Genomic DNA, 21,587 nt, shown 5'->3' with positions numbered 1-21,587 from the left:
ATAACCATTACCCGCAATCAATGCCTTGCCTAAACGCGTGTAAATTCTTGCTGAAATCGAGCATCTTAAGGTTGTTTGGGTATCGATATGCTCTAGCTAGAATTTGGGCAAATTCAAGTTAGCTCTTAATTAGAAATAGTCAAATCGAAGAAATATGTAGCTACAGTTGAAGGTGTCAAAAACAGTGATGTGCTAGTTAAGCGAGCAAGGATGATTTAAAGGGGTTCTATGTAATATCCTCACGTCAGGCTTTACATAGTATTAGCTCCATGAAGGTAAACGCTCAAAACACTGTTCCTTTTGGTTCATGCAAATTGACAGTGGTGAAGCGGTATTTTTGAATGGATTGTGAGCTTTTCTCAGCGGTATGTCGCGCAGCCCGATGGCCAAGCAAGGTGTTTTTTACCTTGCGTAACAGGGGCTTGCCCCGTTCTGTTATGTCAGAAAAGCAAAAAGCCAGCTTATTAGCTGGCTTCTTTAATTTGGTCGGTATGAGAGGATTCGAACCTCCGACCCCTGACACCCCATGACAGTGCGCTACCGGGCTGCGCTACATACCGAATGTGTGACACGCGAAGTTTTAAATTAATGGGGGTAAACTTAGCGAGAAAGCACTTTAGCAATTGCCAGAGCTTGACGCAAGTACTTCGTTAATCAGCAATTATTGACTGATTATTATCTATGCAACTGATTATAAAACTCAGCTTAAGTCGCCCGTGTATGCAATTAGTTTTGATACAACCTTCTGCCTTCTCGCATCACTTGGATCAGTTCTGGCGCGCTCATTTTTTTGTCTAAACGCTTATCAAAATTTAGATTGTAGATGCGATATTTACCGTAGCGACTGAGCACTGTGATCTCATCTTGTTGGTAAATGGCGAACTCACGGCTATTACCTATGTATATCCAAGATTCACTATTGGGTTCTAACAGACTTCGGCCTGAACTGTATTGTTCACTAGCTGTCGTACAGCCTAGTATTTTGCTTAAAATGGTTGGTGCGATACCGTAATGACTTGTGCGGTAGTTTATCTGACCATTAGCCATTTGTGACCAATGGATAATCAGCGGTACCTTGACATTGTTTGGTGATAGGTCGCGTCGTGCATCTTCAATGTCACTGGTAAACACTTGTCCGTGGGTACCGGTAATCAATACCATGGTATTTTCAGGCAGGTTAGGCAATAGTTCACTGAGTTGGTTATCTATAAACTTTAACGACTGACGATATTGATTAAACAATACTTTTTGCGCAGGCTTTAGGGTTTTGGGGGCTTTAACTGTTTCAATACCTAAAAAGCCGACAGGGGTATCATAATCCTGTGGCGCGCTTAGATTAAGGATGCTGAACCAGGGCGTTGTTTGTGTTTCTTGCCATTGGTTAAATGCAGCAATACTTTGGATATCGTTAGTGGCTGTACCATCAAGGCTTTCACTAATCGTTGGTGTAAAACCATCGAACATCGCGCCCATTGAAGCTATTTCAGTGGCCGTGCGGCCGGTAAATAACCCTAACTGGTAACCTTGGCGGGTGAGTTCTTGATTTATGACTGGGGCGATAACATCAAAATCTTTCTTGTCGCTATAGTTGCCCTGTAAACCATACATCAAGGTAAACATACTGCTGCTGAACTGAGTGCCGCCGCTATGGTGTTGAGTAAATTTAAGTGACTCATCACTATATTGGTTTAAAAACGGCATGGTGACATTATCGACCATGTCGGCGCGTAGGCCATCTATGGTCAGCACAAGAATATTTGGCTGTGCTTTTTCTGCTTTACACTCTAATGGCACTATTGGGTAATTCAAGTTTGACGTTTTGTGCGCTGCAGTTTTATTGATTATGGCTTGGCTTTCTACGCCATGATTTTCCATAAAGCTTCTTGCGGTTGCAGGATAAGAAACCGGATAGGCATCATCAAAACGGGTTATGTCGGTCACATTGGCTGCATCGGCCCAAATGTGCACCAAATGGCTGCTTACAAAACAAATACCGACAAACAGCACCACTTTATTGCCCCATTGTTTCTTTTGAATTTTATCTATTCGCTTCCAAATAAAGTTGGCGGCGGTGAGCTCGATAATGATGATTGCAAGCGGAGTAATGATATAAGAAGTACTGTGTAATAACGCGTTTAAATCTTGCCATGCAAGGTCAAATGCAAATGGGCTGAGGTGGATCCCATAATCGTCGTAAATGATGGTGTCGTATAACAGAATATACAAACCCATTGATGCGATAAATGCCGCATAACCGCGCAATATTTTTGAATAGGGTAAAAGTAAGCTGATTGGAAAGATAAACAGCACGTATACGATAAAGGCTAAAAAGGTAAAGTGACTCATTGTGCTGAGGGCGAGATACCCCCAGCTAATTAGCGAGTCTGGTTGACCTACACTACTGATGTAACGGGAGCCGATGATCATGGCAAGTAAACCATTAAAGAAGGCAAACCAATGCCCCCAATTAATCAGGCGCGAGACTTTGTCTCGCGTCATCTGTTTTCTGCGCTCGATCATGCGTTAAATCATCCCTAAATTATCAACAGTGGAATAAGGTAAACAAAATTCACAATCAATGAATTACTTAATTGATTGTGTTAACGCTTTAGCAAATTGTTCGGCAACCACTTTGCGCGACTCTGCTGGAACTTTCTTCTCTAAAAGGTGCGTTACACAATTACCTAAGACCATTAAGCTTAGATCGGTTGGGGCTTGATGCTTGTTAAGTAGCGCTAACATTTCAGTGATTAGGGCTTCTACTTGGGTGTTACTGTATTTTGATTGAATGGCCATAATTTTTACTAGAGTGAATGAGTTATCAATTAATGCCTATGATAACGGATTTCAATCAAGCTCGCCTCATGTTTTCTATACCGTCGTGGCTAAAATCGTTATATCATAGCCGGCTTCCATAACAATATCTTGGCCACTAAAGGTTAGCGGATTTATGACGATTAGTATCGAACAAGCCATTATTCATGAAATTTCACTCGACAGTCAGGGGCAAATGGCCTGCAGATTACGTCCACAACCCTTACTAAATAGTCAGGCTGTTGAGGCGATGCTTGAAGAGTTACATCAAACTTATTCAGGCAAAGCGGGAAAAGGTTTTGGCTATTTTGGCGTGCCGAATGAAGATGGTGATGCTAACGATGCCTTTGCTAATGCGTTGAAGGCTTATCGTGATGGCCAATCAGGTTTTGTTGACTTTACCGTTGCCGCCAGCCAATTGTTGCAAGCCGAACTAGCGAAATATGATTTCTCCCAAGGTGGATTTTTGCTGATGTCTTGCTACTCAGCTATGGCAAGTGATTATCTTTTTGTTGCCTTGTTAAGTGCTAAGTCTTCGATGACAGTGTTGGATGATATGGAGCTATCGCAAAATAATCACCTTGATTTGAATAACATTCAGCTTGCGGCACGTATTGATTTAACTGAACTACAAGCAGATAAAGCCTCGAAAAAATACATTTCGTTTATTCGTGGTAGAGCTGGTCGTAAAGTTGCTGACTTCTTTTTAGACTTTATGGGCTGTGTTGAAGGGGTTAACACCAAAGCGCAAAATAAAACCCTGATTCATGCCGTTGAAGATTTTGTCGCAGGAAGTGAGTTAACCAAAGATGAAAGACAGCAATGCCGTGACAGAGTATTTGAATATTGTGCTGAACGTGCTGAAGTGGGTGCCGATATTGAAGTTAAAGATTTAGGCGACACCTTAGCCGATCAAGGTATGGACTCGTTTTATGATTTTGCCTGTGGTGGCAACTATGAATTAGATGATGAGTTTCCGGCTGATAAAGCCAGCCTTCGTAGTTTGAAGAAGTTCTCTGGGACTGGCGGTGGAGTGACTCTCAGTTTTGATGGTGGTCATTTAGGTGAACGAGTGATTTATGACCCGATTTCAGACACGATTTTAATCAAAGGTGTACCAGCTAACCTTAAAGATCAATTAGATCGCCGTCTCAAAGGTGAGTAAGCTTTAACGATTTGTTTTGCGAATGAGGCAGTGAACAAAAAAACATCTTTTTTAAATTAAGCACCGACTAAAGGTGCTTTTTTATTATCGATAAAGTGGCAAAGTACTGCTTTGGGGTTAAATTTAGTTATAAATCAATTTAATTCACGCTTTTTACTTTTCATTGTATTTAAAATTAGTAAACTAGCGCCAGTTTTTACCAACACCTTTGTGTTATACATTTGTGTGCACCACATGTATATGGGGAACTTCTATGATCACAGCTTACGCTTATCAAGACCGCAAACTCAGTATTACTGAGCTGTCTGTTCAAGACATTTTGCCAGATAATACTTTATGGCTAGATTTATATAAGCCTAATGACGAAGAGCGCAATTGGTTACGTCGTTTTTCTGCAGAGGAAGTGCCCGACGAAGAAGATATCAAAGAGATTGAAGCCTCTGCGCGTTTTTTCCAAAACGAAGATGGCTTGCATATCAACTCGTTATTCCCACAAAGAGCCGGTTCTGATGTGCGTGCGGTTAACGTATCGTTCAACTTGCGTGAGCATTTTTTATTGACAATGCGTGAAGAAGACATTGGTCTAATTCGCTTATTACGTAACTACATGCGTTTAGGTCGTCTAGAGACTGAAACACCTGAAGGGCTATTGCTAGAGTTATTTACCCTTAAGGTCGATTACTTATCTGACTTAATTGAAGATGTTTACAGTGTGCTCGATAACTTAAGTGAACAGGTCTTTAGCGACGAAGATCTCGATGCCGTATTTAAACAAATTACCTTGCAGGAAGATTCTAACGGTAAAATTCGTTTGAGTTTACTTGATACCCAGCGCTCGTTAAGGCATTTACAGCGTTATTACCGTAAACATTTGTCTGATGAAAATCTAAAAGATATTCGTGAAATGTTATCGGACATTGAATCTCTTATGCCCCATAGTCAGTTTATTTTTGATAAGTTGAAGTTTTTATTGGATGCGGCTATGGGGTTCAGTGGACTGCAACAGAATAAGATTATTAAAATTTTCTCGGTTTCTGCAGTGGTATTTTTACCCCCTACCTTAATTGCCAGCAGTTACGGGATGAACTTTGCTATTATGCCTGAGCTTTCTTGGCAATATGGATATCCGTTGGCGGTAGGACTGATGTTTGCTAGTGCGGCGGGAACGTATTTATTCTTCCGTCAAAAAGGTTGGCTGTAGGTTGATTCTCACGCTTTAGCGTTAACGGTTTGCGACAGATTAAACAAAAAACGGACACTCATCAGTGTCCGTTTTTTGTTGGTTAACCTTTGCCAAAGGCATAGCTGATGTTATCTCTGGGGCTTAGGTATTTGTGAATTTTTTCAGGTAATGCCGCGGCAGGTAAGCTGCGAACAATACTCATGCCTTCTTTTTCTAATTCAACAATGGGTGCTTGTGCCACGGGTACTATGGGATCATAAGCAATAATGGCCGGATAGAGTATATTTTTTAGGTTAACTGACATGACCATTCCAAAATGGCCGTTAGATAGTTCGACGACACTGCCTGGTGGGTAAATACCTAACAATTTAATCAGCTTTTGAACATACTCTAAATTCAGCTTCTTTTGATAGTTTTTATAAAGTAGTCCAAGTGCCACGCTGGGCGTTTTGGCTTTTATAAGCAAACTGCCATTGCACAGGTTGTCATATTCATTAACCACGGCTAATAATTGAGAGAACTTATCTAACTGTTCCGCTTTTAATCCCTGCGGCGTGCCACTACCATCAAGAAACTCATGGTGGTTAGCTATCATAGGTTTTGCTTCTTCAGGGAAGGTATCGGCCAATTTCAAAAAGTTCAGGCTCATTAAAGGATGCTGTTTAACCAGGTTTTCTTCTGGAGTAGAAAGTGGCACCACTTTATTCAAAATACTCGATGGAATTTTTAGTTTGCCAATGTCGTGAAATAAGCAACCAATACCAATGAGTTCTATTTCTTCTCGGCTCCAATTTAACTCTTTGGCCATTAACATACACATCATTGACACGTTTAAAGAGTGGTGATGAATAACATCAGAGGCATTGGCATCACTCATTAGGTGCAGAGCAAGATTATCTTCATCCAATAGCATGTTAGTCAGGTTACTGATTAAATCCCTTGCATCATTAATGGCATTGAGTGGCCGGCTTGACACTTTACTGACCATTGAACGCATCATAGATACCGAGCGTTCAAATTGTTTTTCAGTCTTTTTTATGTTGCGCTTCAGTTGTTGCTGTTTCTCAATTCGCTCAGATTTGTAATCGAGCATTTCTTGCCGGATGTTATCTAAGGATGCGTTATCAACAGGGGCAGGGGCTTCTTTGTCTTCTTTTTCGGTTAGTGTAATATCGCTGCGCTGCGGATCGTAAAGGACTTCTTTAACACCTAATGATTTTATTAATTCAATTTGTGTTTGTGAGGTGATTTTGAACTTACTAAACAGAAAAGGGTGATCTTTCCATGAGACTGGCAGACTGACATAAACTCCTACTTTGAGTTCTGAGACGGCAATTTTTACATTCTTTTTCATAAAGGCGGGTGATTAGGCTCAGGTCAAATGTATTCAAAAGTTGGGGTTAACTTCAGCTTAGTATAAAACTTCGACTGACTTTACAAATTCATCACTTACATGCAGCATATTAACATTAACTTTGGAAATTAAGCAGTGAAATATGGACTTTATTGAAGTATACCCAAATGCAATTAGTGATGAACTATGCGACAAGTTGATTGAGGCCGTAAAACATCACCCAAGTGTGATTCAGGGCGTAACAGGCAGTGGTGTAGATATTACTAAGAAGTTAAGTCGAGATTTAATGTTAGATCAACACGCTGATTTAGCAGAACTTCGCAATGAATTACTGCAACTGACATTAGCCAACAGTGTGGAGTACTTTAAAAAGTATGCCTTAGCTTTAATGGGGGCGGTTTCTGTTTCGGTTAGTGATGAAAACGGCCAAGGTGTCGCACTGCAACCTGAGAATTTTGATAAATTAGGTGCGGATAAAGTGAATGCCATTGTGCGTTATTTATTTCGCAGTGGCACGATTAATGTGCAACATTATCAACAAGGTAAAGGTGGATATCCACATTGGCATTCAGAACAGTTTCCTCAACAAGGTCACAATGAAGCGTTACATCGGGTAGTACTGTATATGTTTTATTTGAATGATGTGGAACAAGGCGGTGAAACGGAGTTTTATTATCAGCAACGCAAAATAAGACCCAAAAAGGGCACTATGGTCATAGCGCCTGCAGGTTTTACCCATAGCCATCGTGGTAATGTACCTGTTAGTGGTGATAAGTTTATTGCCACATCTTGGATTATGTTTAATCGTGCAGAACACTTGTATGCGGCGATTTCACCAAGCAAGTAATATATTACAGGCTTCTAATTCATCGCATGCCGTTAACCGGTATAGGGCAACTGAATAATAAAAGCTGCCCCTTGCAAATGGCTGGTTTGAATTTCAAATGAACCACCATAACTGTCAATGAGTTCAGCGCAAACGGCTAACCCTATACCTTGTCCTGGGTGCTGCGTATCAGCGCGCACACCTCTTTGAGTGACTTTTTCACGGTAGTCTTCATCTACGCCAGAACCGTCATCGTCAACCTGTAACTTGAGTAATCCGTTGGTTTGTTCTTGTGCTGTAATTTCGATGGTGCTGATGCAAAACTTGGCTGCATTTTCGATTAAGTTGCCACACAGTTCCATTAAGTCACCTTTGCTTATCGGAAAAGTCAAATCGTCAGGGCAATGTAAAATGAAGTTAATATTTTTATTTAGATACAATTTAGACAACATTTTAATAAGTTGTTGAAGGATTGGTTTTATTTTAGTTTGTTCTTTTAATAGTCCTTGTCTGCCCATCATGGCGCGTTTCAGTTGATACTTTACAAGGTGATCCATGTCTTGAATTTGCTGCTGTATTTGTTGGTCTTTGGCTTGTTGAGTCAGTGAGGCGTCATCAATTAATGCAATACTTGCGGCTAAGCGAGTTTTTAAACTGTGGGCGAGATCATTCATCGCATCTTGATAACGGCTTTGTCGCTGCTGGCTTTGAATAATTAATTGGTTTAATGCCTGAGTGATTTCTTGTAACTCTACGGGGTAGTCATCGGATAAATTTTGCTGTTTGCCTTGTTTGAGTTTAATTAGCTCTTGTTTAAGTTGTTTTAGGGGCAACATTCCCCAGTAGGCGGCACTGATTAATAAAAAAACAGCTGTACCAAGCACAATGGCGAGGCGAAAATAGGTTAGTCGATTGAAGCGTTTGAGTTCAGTTGTGATATTTTTAGCATCTTTCAAAATCAGCAAATGAAAAGCTTTATCGTCAATGATGGTACTTAACTTAAACACAAGATAAGAAGGTAAACCTTCAAAATCTAGATAATAAGCTTGATAATCATCCTGGATGTCTAAATATTTTTCACAAATATCTGCTAGTTGTAAATCTTTTGCCAGCTCGGAACGCCATAGGCTTTTAAAATGACTATCACAAGTCGCCATAATATAACTGGTTTCTATGTTGTCATTATCTTCAGCTTGAGTGATGGGAATTAAGTTGTTTTCTCGAAATTCTGCCGCGATAACGGGCAACTCGGCGATATATTCTGCAGTGATTTGGGCGTAACGATTTTGGGCATGTAATACCGTTACCAACCATGCAAAGCCAAAACCCACTAGCGTAATAATGCTCAGTGAGGTAACAAACATGCGTGTAAGCAGGCGTTTTCGAGGCTTGTAAATTAGTTGCATGGTAGGTTGAATTTATATCCTTGGCCGCGGATGGTCATAATGGCATCTTCAATACCACCCTGGGCTAATTTTTTACGTAAACGACTGATCATAACTTCAATCGTATTGGGGTCGCCTTCTTTATCACCGTATACCACATCCAGTAATCGTTGCTTAGCAACGACCTCGTTGCAGTGACGCATTAAGTATTCCAAGATGTTGTACTCAAAGGCTGTAATGTCTAAATTAACTTGATTGAGGCTGACTAACTTGCTCGCTAAATCAACAGATAATGTGCCGCAGCTGATGATAGGTTTAACAAACCCAGCACTTCGTCTGACCAATGCGTCAAGTCTTGCAATTAACTCTTCTTTTTGGAAGGGTTTTACTAAATAGTCATCCGCGCCAGCGTTCAGGCCTTCTACTTTATCTTGCCAATTGATCCTTGCCGTTAAAATAAGTATCGGAGCCGTCACCTTGGCTTCTCGTAATGACTTAATGAGGCTTATTCCGTCTTGATCTGGTAGCCCTAAATCGACTATCGCAATATCAATCGGGTAGTTAGTTGCTTGAAAGAAGCCTTCTTTGGCAGTGGCGGCTACCTGCACTTGATTACCAAGCTCAGTGAGTTGTACATCTAAATGATGAGATAAAATAGCATCGTCTTCGATCACTAAAATCCGCATGTTCAACTCCTGTTACTAAACATCACCGCAATAGATAAAAGAATGAGTGGGTTAAAAACTGCTGATTAAGTTGATGGCAATGGTAAAGGATACCCCAATAAAAATAATGCCAACAAGTGCATCAATAATGTGACTGATACTGAGAAATTTAACCTGAATTATTGGTTTGGATAATACCATGGCTAATAAACTAAACCATATCAAGGATAACAAGAACAGCATCACTGTTGCTGCCGTTTTTGTTGCAAAGTTCACCTCGGGGGTTATCAGCACTGTAAATAAGGTAATAAAGAAAATTAACGCTTTAGGGTTAAGTAAGTTAGTCAGTAAACCGACTTTAAAACCGTTTAATAGCGATTTTTGTTGAGCATCAGTTGAGGTAGATGCAACAGCTTGAACTTGTGACTCTGTCGAGGCTGCTATTGCTTGAAAACGTCCGATGGCTGACTTTAATGCTTGAAATCCCATCCAGGCTAAATAACTTACACCAACACATTGCACTAAGGTATAGGCAAGGGCGGATTGGCGGATCATGATACTGATCCCCAATAACGATAATAGTGTGTGAATTAAGATTGCAAGAGCAATGCCCAAAGCGCAAGCAAGAGCGGTTTGCCGCTGTTGTTGAGTCGCCATTCTGACAATAATTGCGAAGTCAGGCCCTGGACTTATTAATGCGATGCAATGGATAACAGCTAAGCTGGCTAATAGGGTGAAGTCCATTTATGTTCCTGATTGTAATATAATTGTTTTAATATTTATAAAGTAAAAATAAAAAAGGCGCAACCAGTGCGCCTTTAAAGAGTACCAAGCAATGTTAGCTTTTTGAGTTTGCTTTAGCGTTTAAGACTTGTTCTTCAAAACTGGTAGCAGCTTTACCCGCTTGTGAGTCGTTGAACACATCCTCGTTAAAAGCACCTTCTGATTTTGCAATAATGACAGTTGCTACCGTATCACCGGTAACGTTGACCGCGGTTCTTAACATATCAAGTAAACGGTCTACGCCAATGATTAAGGCAATACCTTCTACAGGTAGACCAACTTGGTTTAATACCATGGCCAGCATAATCAAACCAACACCAGGAACCCCAGCAGTACCAATAGAGGCTAGGGTAGCAGTAACAACCACCATTGCATAATCAGTTAAACTCAGTTCAATTCCAAATACTTGAGCAATAAATACTGTCGCCACCCCTTGCATGATTGCCGTGCCATCCATATTGATGGTTGCGCCAAGTGGTAATGTAAAGGAAGCAATTTTATTATCTACCCCCATACGATGCTCAGATGCTTCAATCGTTACCGGTAACGTGGCATTAGAGCTTGCGGTACTAAAAGCAAATAATTGTACGTCGCGCATTTTGCGTAAAAACATCAGTGGGTTCAAACCTGAGAACAGTTTTAACAGCAGTGGATAAACTATTAGCGCTTGAATTAACAATACTGCGACAACGAGTAAAAAGTATTTAACCACACTGCCAAAGGTTTCCATGCCTAAGGTTAAGCTGAGTTTTGCCATTAATGCGAAAACACCGTAAGGCGCCAATTGCATTACTAAGGTGACAACACGCATGATGATTTCGTTTAAATCATTGAAGAATAGCGCGACTCGTTCCCCACGTTCACCAATATGTGATATTGCAAAACCAAATATGACTGCAAATAAGATGATTTGCAGCATGTTACCTTGGGTCATCGCTTGAATTGGATTGTCTGGAACGATATTGATGATCACTTCAGATAAGCTAGGCGCTTCCTTAGCGGTGAACTCCATTGTCGAACTAACCAAGCTTGCGTTGCCTGGATGAATCAATATGGCGGCCACAATCGAAATCGTTAACGCAATTGCGGTGGTAAATAAGTAAAATGAAATGGTTTTCCCACCTAATCGACCCAGTTTTGATGGGTCGCTTAATGAGCAGGTTCCACAAACTAAAGATATGAATACTAATGGCACCACTAACATCTTTAAACTTGAAATAAATATTGCGCCGATAACGTGCAAAAATCCTTCAGTGATGTAATCTTTAACAAATAAACTATCAGGTAAAAGGTTTCGTAGCAGCAAGCCAAGTAAAACACCTGAAGCCATGCCAATTAAAATTTTACTCGTAAGTCCGAGCTGTTTTTTATTGCTCACAATCGATCCTTCCAATTATTTTTCTAAGTATTTGGGGGCTAACTCGCTAAAGCCTAGCAGGAAAGGGTAACTTATGAAATGGTATAAAAGTTAAAGTTTATGTTTAAATGTGCCGATTAAAGCACCTAGGTTGTGGCATAGTTATCAGATATTTGTGTATTATTGTCTAATAGGTAACTATTATAAATCATAAGTATTATTCTAATGTAACAGGGAGCCTGACAATGAGGTCAGCAATTAAAGTCTATTTAGCACTAATTTGTTCTTTTTTACTCTTCGCCTGTGGTGGCGGTGGCAGCATTACCGATGACGGTAGCGGTGTGACACCTCCTCCGGTAACTATTTCAGTTGCTTTATCTATCGATAACACTCAAGTTTCTGTAGCTGAACCTGCAACGATTACTGCCACTGTTGTCGATTCTACAGGTAGTCCGGTAAGTACTCTGGTCAGTTTTGAGTTAAATGATGACAGTTATGGTACGTTTTCTCCTGGAACGGGTCAGGTGTCTACCAATGCTGATGGTGTCGCCACTGTTACGTTAAATACCGCTTCGGTTAACACCGGCGCTACGGTAACAGCAACCATCACTTCTGGTGAAACCGCATCATTAAATATCACCATGGTCGGTGACGGCGGTGAAGCGGGGGGCGGAGCGCAAGTTTCTTTAGTGCTAACGGATACAGCAGGCACGCCTGTACAAACTATTAGCACATTATCTCCTGGTAAATTAACGGCTACAGTCACGGGTATTACAAAGCCTACGATTGTGACTTTTGAGTCAGACATTGGTGACTTGCCAATTAAAACGGCTGTAACTAACTCGGCAGGTAAAGCGGTTGTAGACATTTATGCTGGTAGCGCCTTAGGTGCTGGAGAAGTTAGAGCAACATTACCGACTAATGAAGTGGGTAAAACCATCGTTGTCGTTGGCGCGACCAATGTCGTGATGGGAAGTGGTTCAGGGACTTCTTTTGTCGCTGGTCAAGCAGAAGTCAGTACAGCTAATTTATCTGCTGGTGGCACTGCAACAATTACCGTTCGTATTCAGGACGATCAAGGGCAACCTTTCAATCAGCCTGTAGATGTTAACTTTTCATCAACTTGCGCCACTAAAAATCCTGCTCAAGCAGAGTTGAGTTCTCCAGTTTCATCAAGCAATGGGGTGGCGACATCAACATATCTTGCTCAGGGTTGTGTCGGTGAAGACCAAATCAATGTGACTGCAAATGCGGGCGGCATAAGTTTATCAGCTGTCGGTACGATTAATGTGTTACAAGCTGATGTTGGTAGTATTTCATTTGAATCAGCTATTCCTGAAAATATCAGTATTTTGGGGACTGGTGGTGTTGAATCATCTACGGTGAAGTTTAAAGTTTTAGATAAAAACGGTAACCCTGTTAGTAATCAATCAGTGTCGTTTAAGCTCAATACAGTTGTAGGCGGGGTGGCAATAACACCTACAATAGCAACAACCAATAATCAGGGCATCGTGCAGACAGTAGTAACAACCGGTACTGTGGCAACGTCTTTACGAGTTACGGCAACTGTTGAAAATGGTGCAACACCGGTTATTTCAAGTCAATCTAAGCAATTAATTGTGTCTACTGGTATTCCTGACCAAGACAGTTTCTCTTTATCTGCTGCAGTTGTTAACGCCGAAGGTTGGGACATTGATGGAACTAAAGTCGTCGTGACTGCGCGTTTAGCCGATGCTTTCAACAACCCTGTTCCTGATGGAACGACAGTATCATTTACTACTGAGGGTGGTTCTATTGAAGATGCATGTCAAACTGTAAAAGGCGCCTGTTCAGTAAATTGGACCAGCCAACTTCCTCGTCCTGAAGGTGCAGTGCTGATTGATGGTACAGGTGCTATGGTACGTAACCCAATGTCGACATTATCTTATGATGCTGCATTAGGTTTGTATGGTAATTTCTATGGTCAAAAATACGGTGGTCGTGCAACGATTACCGCTACCGCAATTGGGGAAGAATCTTTCCCTGACTTAAATGGTAATGGTCGATTTGATGCTAACGAGTTGAACGAGTTCAACAGTGGTGTTGATGTAACTGGTCAAGCGTTTGATTTAAATGATGCATTTAATGACTATAACGAAGACAGACTATTTAACCCACAACAAGCTGGTGGCCAGAATGGCGGTACATTAGAAGAGCTAATTGACTTTAATTCAAATGGCATATTCGATGTCAAAGATGGTTTATATAATGGTGTGTTATGTTCATCACCTGCGCATGCTGGTTGTGCTGATGGCGCCAATAATTCTAAATCATTATATGTTCGTCGTAGCCTAGTGATGGTGATGTCAGGCAGTACGGCCTATGCTACAGAGTCAAGCAAGATCTTAATCGATGATAGAGATGGTCAGCATTTAGGTGGCAACATTACTATTGTAGGTAAAGGCGCAGCTTCGGTGTTCTTTACTATTTCAGACTTACACAATCAGCAAATGCCTGCTGGAACAATCGTCAGGTTTAAAACCTCAGCGGGTTCGGTTGTCAGTGCCAGTGAATATGTATGGCCAAGCACTAACTATAATGGTGGTCGAGATTTTGGCGTGACCATTAAAGGTGAAGATGAACCAAACTCTGGGGTGTTTTTAGTTGAAGTAGAAACACCTGGCGGAACAGTGTCAGAAGTTGTAGCGATAGGTGTAACTATTTTATAGGACACCTCTGGTTAATCTGGGATATAAAAAGGGCGCATTATGCGCCCTTTTCAATTTCTATCTAGCAATCTATACCCATAAAAATGCCGCAGTAATTAACGGCGGCATTTGATTTTAGCGAATACTAAGTATCAATTACTTTTGAAATTGGTAAACACTACCCAGTTTCAATATCTGAGTTAGCTCATCTAATGCCGTGCGGGACTCAATAATCAATTGTGGGTCGGCTAAATCTGCTACCGTTAAAGTGTCACGGTAATGTTTTTCAACCCAAGAGTTTAGCTTGTTGAAAAGTGCGTCATTCATCAAAGTGTGCTGATTCACGGCGGCAATTTCTTGCTCATTCATTGCTACCCGCAGACGTAAGCAAGCAGGACCGCCACCATTTTGCATGCTTTGTTTTACATCAAAGTATTTCACTTGTTTGATTGGTGTACCTAATGTAGTTAGCTCGTTTAAATAAGCAAACACTGCAGGATTTTCCTGACAATCGGTAGGTGCCACTATGGCCATTTCACCGTTGGGTAAAGTAATAATTTGAGTATTGAATAAGTAACTTCTTACGGCATCATCGATTGACACTTGTTCCGTCGACACTTTTATAAAGTGTACTTCTGAGTTCATTTTCCGGCTGATCTCTGCAAATTTTGCTTCGGTGTCTAAAAATGCTTGTTCATGATAAAACAGCACATTTTGGTTACCGACAGAAATCACATCGTTATGAAACACACCTTGGTCAATCACATCAGGGTTTTGTTGCATAAAAACACAACTTTCATCTTCCAATTGATGTAAGCGAGCGACCGCTTGAGAAGCTTCTAATGTTTGACGGGCAGGATATTTAACAGGCTTGGGTGCATTAGGATTGGTTGCACTTTGACCATATACAAATAACTCCACACCGGCTTTACCATAGTCACTGCATAAACGTGTATGGTTTGCAGCACCCTCATCACCAAAGTTTGCATGCTCAGGTAGATGTAAGTGATGTTTGAAATGACGATCATTATTAAATGTGGCTTTTAAAATATTACCCGTAGTCAGAGGTTCAATACTTCTGTGCAATTTATCAACAAGGTTGGCTGGGGTGAAATGCACTTTACCATCTCGGGTGTCAGCAGAAGGAGAAACTGTTGCCGCATTAGCAGTCCACATACTTGAAGCACTACAGCAAGCGTTGAGTAACGCAGGAGCCTGTTTAGCTGCCTTTTGTAACACTTCTGCGTCTGTTCCACTAAATCCAATTCTGCGTAAGGTATACAGGTCTGGGCGCTCTTGAGGGGCAAGCACGCCTTGTACCATACCTAAATCGGCAAGGGCTTTGGCTTTTTGCAATCCCTGTTTGGCAGCAGCCTTAGGGTTAGAGGCTTGGGCTGCATTAGAATAAGACGCCACATTACCAAAAGATAAACCGGCATAATTGTGTGTAGGTCCTACTAACCCGTCAAAGTTTGCTTCAAATTGCTTCATGGCTAATCCTTGTTGATTATAGTTATTGCGATTTCGACATGGAAATAACGCTAAATTTGCATGTAAGAAATGACTAAATTACCGCAAGTATACGCAAGCTAAGCTGGTTAACAAACTGTTGGTTTTTTGTGCTTATAGCCATTTTTGACTAAAAATGCACTCAATGAGCTTTCAAAAGTGTTTTATTGAGAAATTAGTTTTAAAAATCGCATATTATTTTTTCCATTTTTTTATTTTGGTAGAAAAATCACTCACAAATGCACATAAAAAGCAGATTTACTTGAAACTCTTGTCCTAACACTCTATATATGGAATCAATTTTGTTACTTTCTGAGACTATTTGGCGCAAATCAAACTATGGGTAAATCGTTAGTTATTGTCGAATCGCCGGCCAAAGCCAAGACTATTAATAAATATCTTGGTAAAGAATTCATCGTTAAGTCGAGTGTAGGTCACATCCGTGATTTACCGACTTCCTCTACTTCTGATGGTACTCCGCCTGCTAAAACAGCTGCTGAAGTACGTAAGATGTCACCTGAAGCTAAAGCTATATATAAGCAGGCAAGAGATAAACAAGCGCTAGTTGGCCGTATGGGAATTGACCCTGAAAATGGCTGGGCTGCGAAATATGCCGTACTACCCGGTAAAGAAAAAGTGGTCAAAGAATTAAAGACCCTTGCAGAATCCGCTGACCAAATCTATCTCGCAACCGATTTGGACCGTGAAGGAGAAGCTATCGCCTGGCATTTACAGGAAATTATTGGTGGTGACGCTTCACGGTATCAACGAGTCGTTTTTAATGAAATTACTAAAACCGCAATTCAAGATGCATTTAGTAAACCTGCAACGCTAGACACCAACATGGTCAATGCGCAACAAGCTCGTCGTTTCCTTGACCGTGTTGTTGGTTTTATGGTTTCACCGCTGCTTTGGAAAAAAGTGGCTAGGGGATTATCCGCAGGTCGTGTGCAGTCAGTAGCTGTTAGGTTAGTGGTTGAACGTGAAAGCGAAATTAAAGCGTTTGTACCTGAAGAGTTTTGGGACATACATGCTGATTTAAATACCAGCAAAGCTGAACAGCTTAAAATGCAGGTAATGAAATTTCAGTCAGCAGCCTTTGAACCGATTAACGAAGCCCAAGCTAAAGTTGCCGTTGATGCCTTAAAGAGCGCGTCATTCAAGGTTGCAAATCGTGAAGATAAAGCCACATCAAGCAAGCCCTCAGCGCCTTATATCACTTCTACATTGCAACAAGCAGCAAGTACGCGTTTAGGTTTTGGTGTTAAGAAAACCATGATGATGGCGCAGCGTTTGTATGAAGCGGGGCATATTACTTATATGCGTACTGACTCAACAAACTTAAGTCAAGAAGCGCTTGATAATGTCCGTGAGATGATTGGAAAAGAGTTTGGCGAGAAGTATTTACCAGCTGATCCCATTCGTTATGGCAGTAAAGAAGGCGCGCAAGAGGCGCATGAAGCGATTCGTCCATCAAATGTTGTTATTCAATCGGCAACATTAACGGATATGGAGCGTGATGCTCAACGCCTTTACGAGTTAATTTGGCGTCAATTTGTAGCGTGTCAGATGACACCAGCACAATATGATGCAACACGATTAACTGTTGTTGCTGGAGATTACGAATTAAAAGCCAGCGGACGCACATTACGCTTTGATGGTTGGACACGTGTTCAGCCGCCAATGAGCAAGAAAAACGAAGATACCAGCACATTACCTGTTGTTGAGGTTGGTGATAGCTTAACTCTTGAACAACTACTGCCCAAACAGCATTTTACTAAGCCACCTGCGCGTTATGGTGAAGCCTCATTAGTCAAAGAGTTAGAAAAACGTGGTATTGGCCGTCCTTCTACTTACGCGACCATTATTTCAACCATTCAAGACCGAGGTTATGTACGGGTTGATAATCGTCGTTTCTTTGCCGAAAAAATGGGTGAGATAGTCAGCGAGCGTTTAGTTGAAAGCTTTAAAGATTTAATGAGCTATGACTTTACTGCCAGCATGGAACAAACATTGGATGATGTTGCCCATGGCAAGCTGGATTGGAAAAAAGTACTTGATGGTTTCTATGGTGATTTTACCAAGCAATTATTAATGGCTGAATTGGATCCAACTGAAGGCGGAATGCGCCTTAACGATCCTGTTTTAACCGATATCGAATGTCCAACATGCCAACGTAAAATGGGTATTCGTACCGGTTCTACTGGTGTGTTTTTAGGCTGTAGTGGTTATGCATTGCCTCCTAAAGAACGCTGTAAAACAACAGTTAATTTAACCTCTGGTGATGAAGCTATCAGTGATAATGAAGATGCTGAAACAGATGCACTTCGAGCGAAACATCGTTGTGGTAAATGTGGCACGGCGATGGATAGCTACCTCATTGACGAATCGCGTAAATTGCATGTTTGTGGTAATAACCCGAGCTGCGATGGCTATGAGATTGAAAAAGGTCAATTTAAGATCAAAGGTTATGAAGGCCCGCTCATCGAGTGTGATCGTTGTGGCAATGATATGGAGTTGAAAAACGGCCGTTTTGGTAAATATTTTGGTTGTACCAATAGCGAATGTAAAAATACCCGTAAACTGCTTAAAAACGGTGAAGCAGCACCGCCAAAAGAGGATCCTATCTTCTTACCTGAACTGAAGTGCTCTAAGTCAGATGCGCACTTTGTGTTACGTGACGGTGCAGCAGGGATATTTTTAGCGGCCAGTACTTTCCCTAAATCGCGCGAAACCCGTGCTCCTTTAGTGGAAGAGTTAGTTAAATATCGTGATCTACTTTGGGATAAGTATGCATTTTTAGCCGATGCCCCCGTTGAAGATGATGACGGTAATAAAACTGCTGTTAAATTTAGCCGTAAAACTAAAGAGCAATACGTTGCTACAGAAGTTGATGGTAAAGCGACGGGCTGGTCTGCCAAGTATGTGGGTGGAAAGTGGGTGAGTGAATCGACTAAAACCCCAAAGAAGAAAGCCAAAAAATAATCTAACCGATATTTAGTTCGTAAAAAGCCATCATTTTGATGGCTTTTTTAATTCGGTAAATAAATTTAATCGCGCCTAATGAGCGATTGAACTAAAATAGTATTATGAGTTAATAACTTTGAGTCGTTTAATGTGATCTATCGTATTATTGTTTTGCTGACGTTAATGTTTATATCGGAGTTTACTGCCGGGCAAGACACCTTCACTAACGACAAGGTTAACCCAGTGCAACCTATTGGTGATTTTGAGGTGATTGCGGTTGAATATCCCCCCTTTACCACCATGGGTGATCCTGAACATGGTATTAACTTTGTTCTGCTAGATGAGTTAATGGTTAGGCATGATATACAGAAACTGACGCCAATATTTTTACCTCCAGCTCGAGCACAACTTCAAGTACAGTCTGGAAAATGGTGTTTAAGTTTTTTTCCTCCACCTGAATATATACCGAGTACCTTTTTAGCATTAAGCGATCAAAAAGTTATTTTGGGCCTATTTAGGCGAACTGAATCTTCAGTGTTTAGCTGGCAACATCTTTCAGAGCTCAAGGGTAAGAAGCTTGCTATCATGCGTTACAAGCGCGAGGGGGCATTTCACAAACAGTTTATTGATGCTGGTATTGAAATTGTGCAAGTCGAATCGTTAGTACAAGGGTTTAAAATGTTGCAATACAATAGAATTGATTTGGTTTTTTCAAACCAATTCCCTGATTTTATAAAGCAATTACCTGAGTCAGATCGTATACAGTTCCAGTTTTCAAAGACTTCGATATTGGAAGTGAATGTTGGTGTCTACATCAACGATAAATGTTTAGAACAGTATCGAGCATTGTTTCCTAGCAGCTAGTTATGTCGTAAAAAACATCACTTGACCTTGATTCATTCTCATAAATTATCTTTTTAATCCCCTGGTGTGGTAATTTAATCGTTTGATTTTTTTAAACGGTAGATTTCATGATTGTTGGTTTTGATTACGGTAGTGCAAACTGCTCTGTGGGAATATGGGAAAATGAACAAGTTACACTACTCCCTCTGAGTGTTGATTCTAACTATCTACCATCAACACTGTATGCAATAGACCGAGAACTGATTGCTGAAGCTGTTTATGCGGGTTTATCCGATGAGTTAAAAGCTGAATATTCTCATTCGCGTAGTTCGCAATTAATGCGAGCTAAACAAATTCGTCATGAGCTTGATTTACTCGCAGATGAACAAGTCGTGTTTGTTGGCCAATCCGCCATAGAAGCTTATTTAGACATGCCCGAAGAAGGCTTTTATGTCCGATCACCCAAATCATTTTTAGGGGCAACGGGGTTGCGTCCTGAACAAGTCGCCTTATTTGAAGACATTGTAACCCTGATGATGATGCACGTTAAGCAATTGCTTGACCAACAGCTTATATCTAAGGGGCTGCCCAAGGCCACCCATGCCATGATAGGTCGTCCGGTTAACTTTCAAGGCATTGGCGGAGAACAAAGTAATCAGCAAGCTGAAGCCATATTGACCTTAGCCGCTAAACGCGCAGGGTTTAGTGAAGTCGGATTTTTGTTTGAACCATTAGCCGCCGGAATGGACTTTGAATCTACTTTAGGTGATACAGCCAATGTGCTTGTGGTGGATGTCGGCGGTGGTACGACAGATTGCTCATTAGTCAAAATGGGTCCAGAGCTAATGACGGCAGACCAACGAGATAAAGATTGTTTAGGGCATAGCGGCCAACGTATTGGTGGTAATGATTTAGATATCGCTTTAGCCATGCAAGGATTTATGCCAAGCTTTGGCAGTGACAGTAAGATGCTGGATGGTAAGCCTATGCCGTCGAATCTTTTTTGGAATGCAGTGGCAGTCAATGACATCAGTGCCCAACGTGATTTTTACCAGTTAGCGAGTAAAAAGTTAATTGAAATGTTGGTGAAAGAGGCTCAATCACCCCATCTGCTCAATCGGCTGCGTATATTGCAACAAAACCAAATGAGTTTTCAATTAGTGCGTCAGGCGGAATTAGCCAAAATAGCCTTAACTCAAGCTCCTGTACATCAGGCATTTTTGACTTTCATCGAAGATGATTTTTCGGTCGAGGTCAGTGTTGAGCAATTTGAGCAGGCTATTACACCTTCGTTAGACAAAGTCAGCCAATTAATGCAACAGGCAATGACCAGTCTTGATGTTGACGGCAAATGTTTAATTAGTCCTGATATTGTGTATATTACCGGAGGGACAGCACGCAGTCCGGCTATCTATAATCAAATTGCTAAAGTTTATCCAGATGCAAAAGTGGTTGTAGGTGACCATTTTGGATCTGTAACTGCGGGACTAACCCGTTGGGCACAACAATATTTTAAGGTAACTCAATGAACATAAAACTAACGTTAGTATCCATGGTTACACTTAGCAGTATGTTAATGGGTTGCAGTGATGATGTAGGCAAAGTCAGTTTAGGCTTGTTTACCACTAAGGATGTGATTATCGATGCCAAACATGACCCTAAAATTCCTGGTGTTACTTGCCATATCAGCCGAATAAAAGCAGATTTAGATTTTTCAGACCCATCAGATATGGGGATCAGTTGTCGTCAAACTGGGCCGATTAGCGCCAATGATCTTGCTGATATTGATATGAGTAAAGGTGGCGAAATTGTGTTTAAAGAATCGTTAAGTATTTTGTTTAAAAGCTTAAAAGTGAGACGTATTTTAGACAAAGAGAATCAAACCTTATTGTATTTGTCATATTCAACCAAAGAAACCAATGGCAGTCATAAGCATGCACTTTCAACGGTTCCTTTATATGGTACTGGAGCTTGGAATACCTTAAACCCTAACGCTAAAAATTAGTCGTATTGAAATCTGATTATGCGTTAAATACAAGATTGAACATT

Annotated in this window: 16 protein-coding genes and 1 tRNA gene; 8 read left to right on the top strand and 9 right to left on the bottom strand. The window is 41.0% G+C overall.

What is annotated here, in order from left to right:
• Window positions 1-483: 483 nt before the first annotated feature.
• The 3 genes from IEY03_RS03835 to IEY03_RS03825 form a co-directional block, all read right to left on the bottom strand.
• Window positions 484-560: transfer RNA gene (locus tag IEY03_RS03835), tRNA-Pro, on the bottom strand.
• Between the two features lie 166 nt (window positions 561-726).
• Window positions 727-2,520 (bottom strand): DUF3413 domain-containing protein, encoded by a 1,794-nt coding sequence (locus tag IEY03_RS03830; protein WP_188839992.1) that lies wholly within the window; start codon window positions 2,518-2,520, stop codon window positions 727-729.
• Between the two features lie 63 nt (window positions 2,521-2,583).
• The gene (locus tag IEY03_RS03825; protein ID WP_188839991.1) at window positions 2,584-2,796 is read right to left on the bottom strand and encodes a YejL family protein; all 213 of its coding nucleotides are present in this window, start codon (window positions 2,794-2,796) and stop codon (window positions 2,584-2,586) included.
• A gap of 154 nt (window positions 2,797-2,950) precedes the next feature.
• Here IEY03_RS03825 and yejK point away from each other — a divergent pair, with 154 nt between their 5' ends.
• Both yejK and corA read left to right on the top strand, forming a co-directional pair.
• Window positions 2,951-3,979, top strand: coding sequence for a nucleoid-associated protein YejK (gene yejK / locus IEY03_RS03820; RefSeq protein ID WP_188839990.1), 1,029 nt, complete (start codon window positions 2,951-2,953; stop codon window positions 3,977-3,979).
• Between the two features lie 253 nt (window positions 3,980-4,232).
• Window positions 4,233-5,180, top strand: coding sequence for a magnesium/cobalt transporter CorA (gene corA / locus IEY03_RS03815; RefSeq protein WP_188839989.1), 948 nt, complete (start codon window positions 4,233-4,235; stop codon window positions 5,178-5,180).
• 82 nt (window positions 5,181-5,262) lie between these two features.
• On the opposite strand, the gene IEY03_RS03810 is transcribed toward corA, so the two are convergent.
• Window positions 5,263-6,516 carry a cyclic di-GMP phosphodiesterase gene (locus IEY03_RS03810; RefSeq protein ID WP_188839988.1) on the bottom strand — a complete coding sequence of 418 codons (1,254 nt, stop codon included), beginning with the start codon at window positions 6,514-6,516 and terminating at the stop codon, window positions 5,263-5,265.
• Between the two features lie 142 nt (window positions 6,517-6,658).
• Here IEY03_RS03810 and IEY03_RS03805 point away from each other — a divergent pair, with 142 nt between their 5' ends.
• Window positions 6,659-7,363: a 2OG-Fe(II) oxygenase gene (locus tag IEY03_RS03805; protein WP_188839987.1), complete on the top strand. Its 705-nt coding sequence runs from the start codon at window positions 6,659-6,661 to the stop codon at window positions 7,361-7,363.
• A 32-nt stretch (window positions 7,364-7,395) separates the two neighbouring features.
• Here the strand turns inward: IEY03_RS03805 and IEY03_RS03800 are convergent, their stop codons facing one another.
• From IEY03_RS03800 to IEY03_RS03785, 4 genes are all read right to left on the bottom strand, one after another.
• Entirely contained in the window at window positions 7,396-8,748 is a 1,353-nt protein-coding gene (locus IEY03_RS03800; protein ID WP_188839986.1) for an ATP-binding protein, read from the bottom strand.
• On the bottom strand, window positions 8,739-9,413 hold the full coding sequence (locus tag IEY03_RS03795) for a response regulator (protein ID WP_188839985.1): 675 nt from the start codon (window positions 9,411-9,413) through the stop codon (window positions 8,739-8,741). The genes IEY03_RS03800 and IEY03_RS03795 overlap by 10 nt, the downstream gene beginning before the upstream one ends.
• Window positions 9,414-9,464: 51 nt before the next feature.
• Window positions 9,465-10,136, bottom strand: a complete 672-nt coding sequence (locus IEY03_RS03790) for a LysE family transporter (protein WP_188839984.1) — start codon at window positions 10,134-10,136, stop codon at window positions 9,465-9,467.
• Window positions 10,137-10,230: 94 nt separating this feature from the next.
• Window positions 10,231-11,553 (bottom strand): dicarboxylate/amino acid:cation symporter, encoded by a 1,323-nt coding sequence (locus tag IEY03_RS03785; RefSeq protein ID WP_188839983.1) that lies wholly within the window; start codon window positions 11,551-11,553, stop codon window positions 10,231-10,233.
• A 224-nt stretch (window positions 11,554-11,777) separates the two neighbouring features.
• On the opposite strand from IEY03_RS03785, the gene IEY03_RS03780 reads away from it, so the two are divergent.
• Window positions 11,778-14,240 (top strand): Ig-like domain-containing protein, encoded by a 2,463-nt coding sequence (locus tag IEY03_RS03780; protein ID WP_188839982.1) that lies wholly within the window; start codon window positions 11,778-11,780, stop codon window positions 14,238-14,240.
• Between the two features lie 135 nt (window positions 14,241-14,375).
• Here the strand turns inward: IEY03_RS03780 and astB are convergent, their stop codons facing one another.
• Window positions 14,376-15,710 carry an N-succinylarginine dihydrolase gene (gene astB, locus IEY03_RS03775; protein ID WP_188839981.1) on the bottom strand — a complete coding sequence of 445 codons (1,335 nt, stop codon included), beginning with the start codon at window positions 15,708-15,710 and terminating at the stop codon, window positions 14,376-14,378.
• A gap of 357 nt (window positions 15,711-16,067) precedes the next feature.
• Here astB and topA point away from each other — a divergent pair, with 357 nt between their 5' ends.
• The 4 genes from topA to IEY03_RS03755 all read left to right on the top strand — a co-directional run bounded on the left by topA (window position 16,068) and on the right by IEY03_RS03755 (window position 21,543).
• Window positions 16,068-18,713, top strand: coding sequence for a type I DNA topoisomerase (topA, locus tag IEY03_RS03770; RefSeq protein ID WP_188839980.1), 2,646 nt, complete (start codon window positions 16,068-16,070; stop codon window positions 18,711-18,713).
• Between the two features lie 132 nt (window positions 18,714-18,845).
• Window positions 18,846-19,559, top strand: coding sequence for a transporter substrate-binding domain-containing protein (locus IEY03_RS03765; protein WP_188839979.1), 714 nt, complete (start codon window positions 18,846-18,848; stop codon window positions 19,557-19,559).
• Window positions 19,560-19,666: 107 nt separating this feature from the next.
• On the top strand, window positions 19,667-21,067 hold the full coding sequence (gene yegD, locus IEY03_RS03760; RefSeq protein ID WP_188839978.1) for a molecular chaperone: 1,401 nt from the start codon (window positions 19,667-19,669) through the stop codon (window positions 21,065-21,067).
• Window positions 21,064-21,543, top strand: a complete 480-nt coding sequence (locus IEY03_RS03755; RefSeq protein WP_188839977.1) for a CreA family protein — start codon at window positions 21,064-21,066, stop codon at window positions 21,541-21,543. The genes yegD and IEY03_RS03755 overlap by 4 nt, the downstream gene beginning before the upstream one ends.
• Window positions 21,544-21,587: the final 44 nt, after the last annotated feature.

Source organism: Shewanella aestuarii, assembly GCF_014647215.1.
Lineage (GTDB): Bacteria > Pseudomonadota > Gammaproteobacteria > Enterobacterales > Shewanellaceae > Shewanella > Shewanella aestuarii.
This window is presented reverse-complemented; position numbering and strand designations above follow the sequence as displayed.

Coding starts and splice junctions, on each gene's coding strand:
- IEY03_RS03755 (WP_188839977.1), top strand. CDS start 21,064: ATGAACATAAAACTAACGTTAGTATCCATGGTTACACTTAGCAGTATG.
- astB (WP_188839981.1), bottom strand. CDS start 15,710: ATGAAGCAATTTGAAGCAAACTTTGACGGGTTAGTAGGACCTACACAC.
- IEY03_RS03790 (WP_188839984.1), bottom strand. CDS start 10,136: ATGGACTTCACCCTATTAGCCAGCTTAGCTGTTATCCATTGCATCGCA.
- IEY03_RS03800 (WP_188839986.1), bottom strand. CDS start 8,748: ATGCAACTAATTTACAAGCCTCGAAAACGCCTGCTTACACGCATGTTT.
- IEY03_RS03830 (WP_188839992.1), bottom strand. CDS start 2,520: ATGATCGAGCGCAGAAAACAGATGACGCGAGACAAAGTCTCGCGCCTG.
- IEY03_RS03795 (WP_188839985.1), bottom strand. CDS start 9,413: ATGCGGATTTTAGTGATCGAAGACGATGCTATTTTATCTCATCATTTA.
- yejK (WP_188839990.1), top strand. CDS start 2,951: ATGACGATTAGTATCGAACAAGCCATTATTCATGAAATTTCACTCGAC.
- IEY03_RS03805 (WP_188839987.1), top strand. CDS start 6,659: ATGGACTTTATTGAAGTATACCCAAATGCAATTAGTGATGAACTATGC.
- topA (WP_188839980.1), top strand. CDS start 16,068: ATGGGTAAATCGTTAGTTATTGTCGAATCGCCGGCCAAAGCCAAGACT.
- IEY03_RS03780 (WP_188839982.1), top strand. CDS start 11,778: ATGAGGTCAGCAATTAAAGTCTATTTAGCACTAATTTGTTCTTTTTTA.
- IEY03_RS03810 (WP_188839988.1), bottom strand. CDS start 6,516: ATGAAAAAGAATGTAAAAATTGCCGTCTCAGAACTCAAAGTAGGAGTT.
- corA (WP_188839989.1), top strand. CDS start 4,233: ATGATCACAGCTTACGCTTATCAAGACCGCAAACTCAGTATTACTGAG.
- IEY03_RS03825 (WP_188839991.1), bottom strand. CDS start 2,796: ATGGCCATTCAATCAAAATACAGTAACACCCAAGTAGAAGCCCTAATC.
- yegD (WP_188839978.1), top strand. CDS start 19,667: ATGATTGTTGGTTTTGATTACGGTAGTGCAAACTGCTCTGTGGGAATA.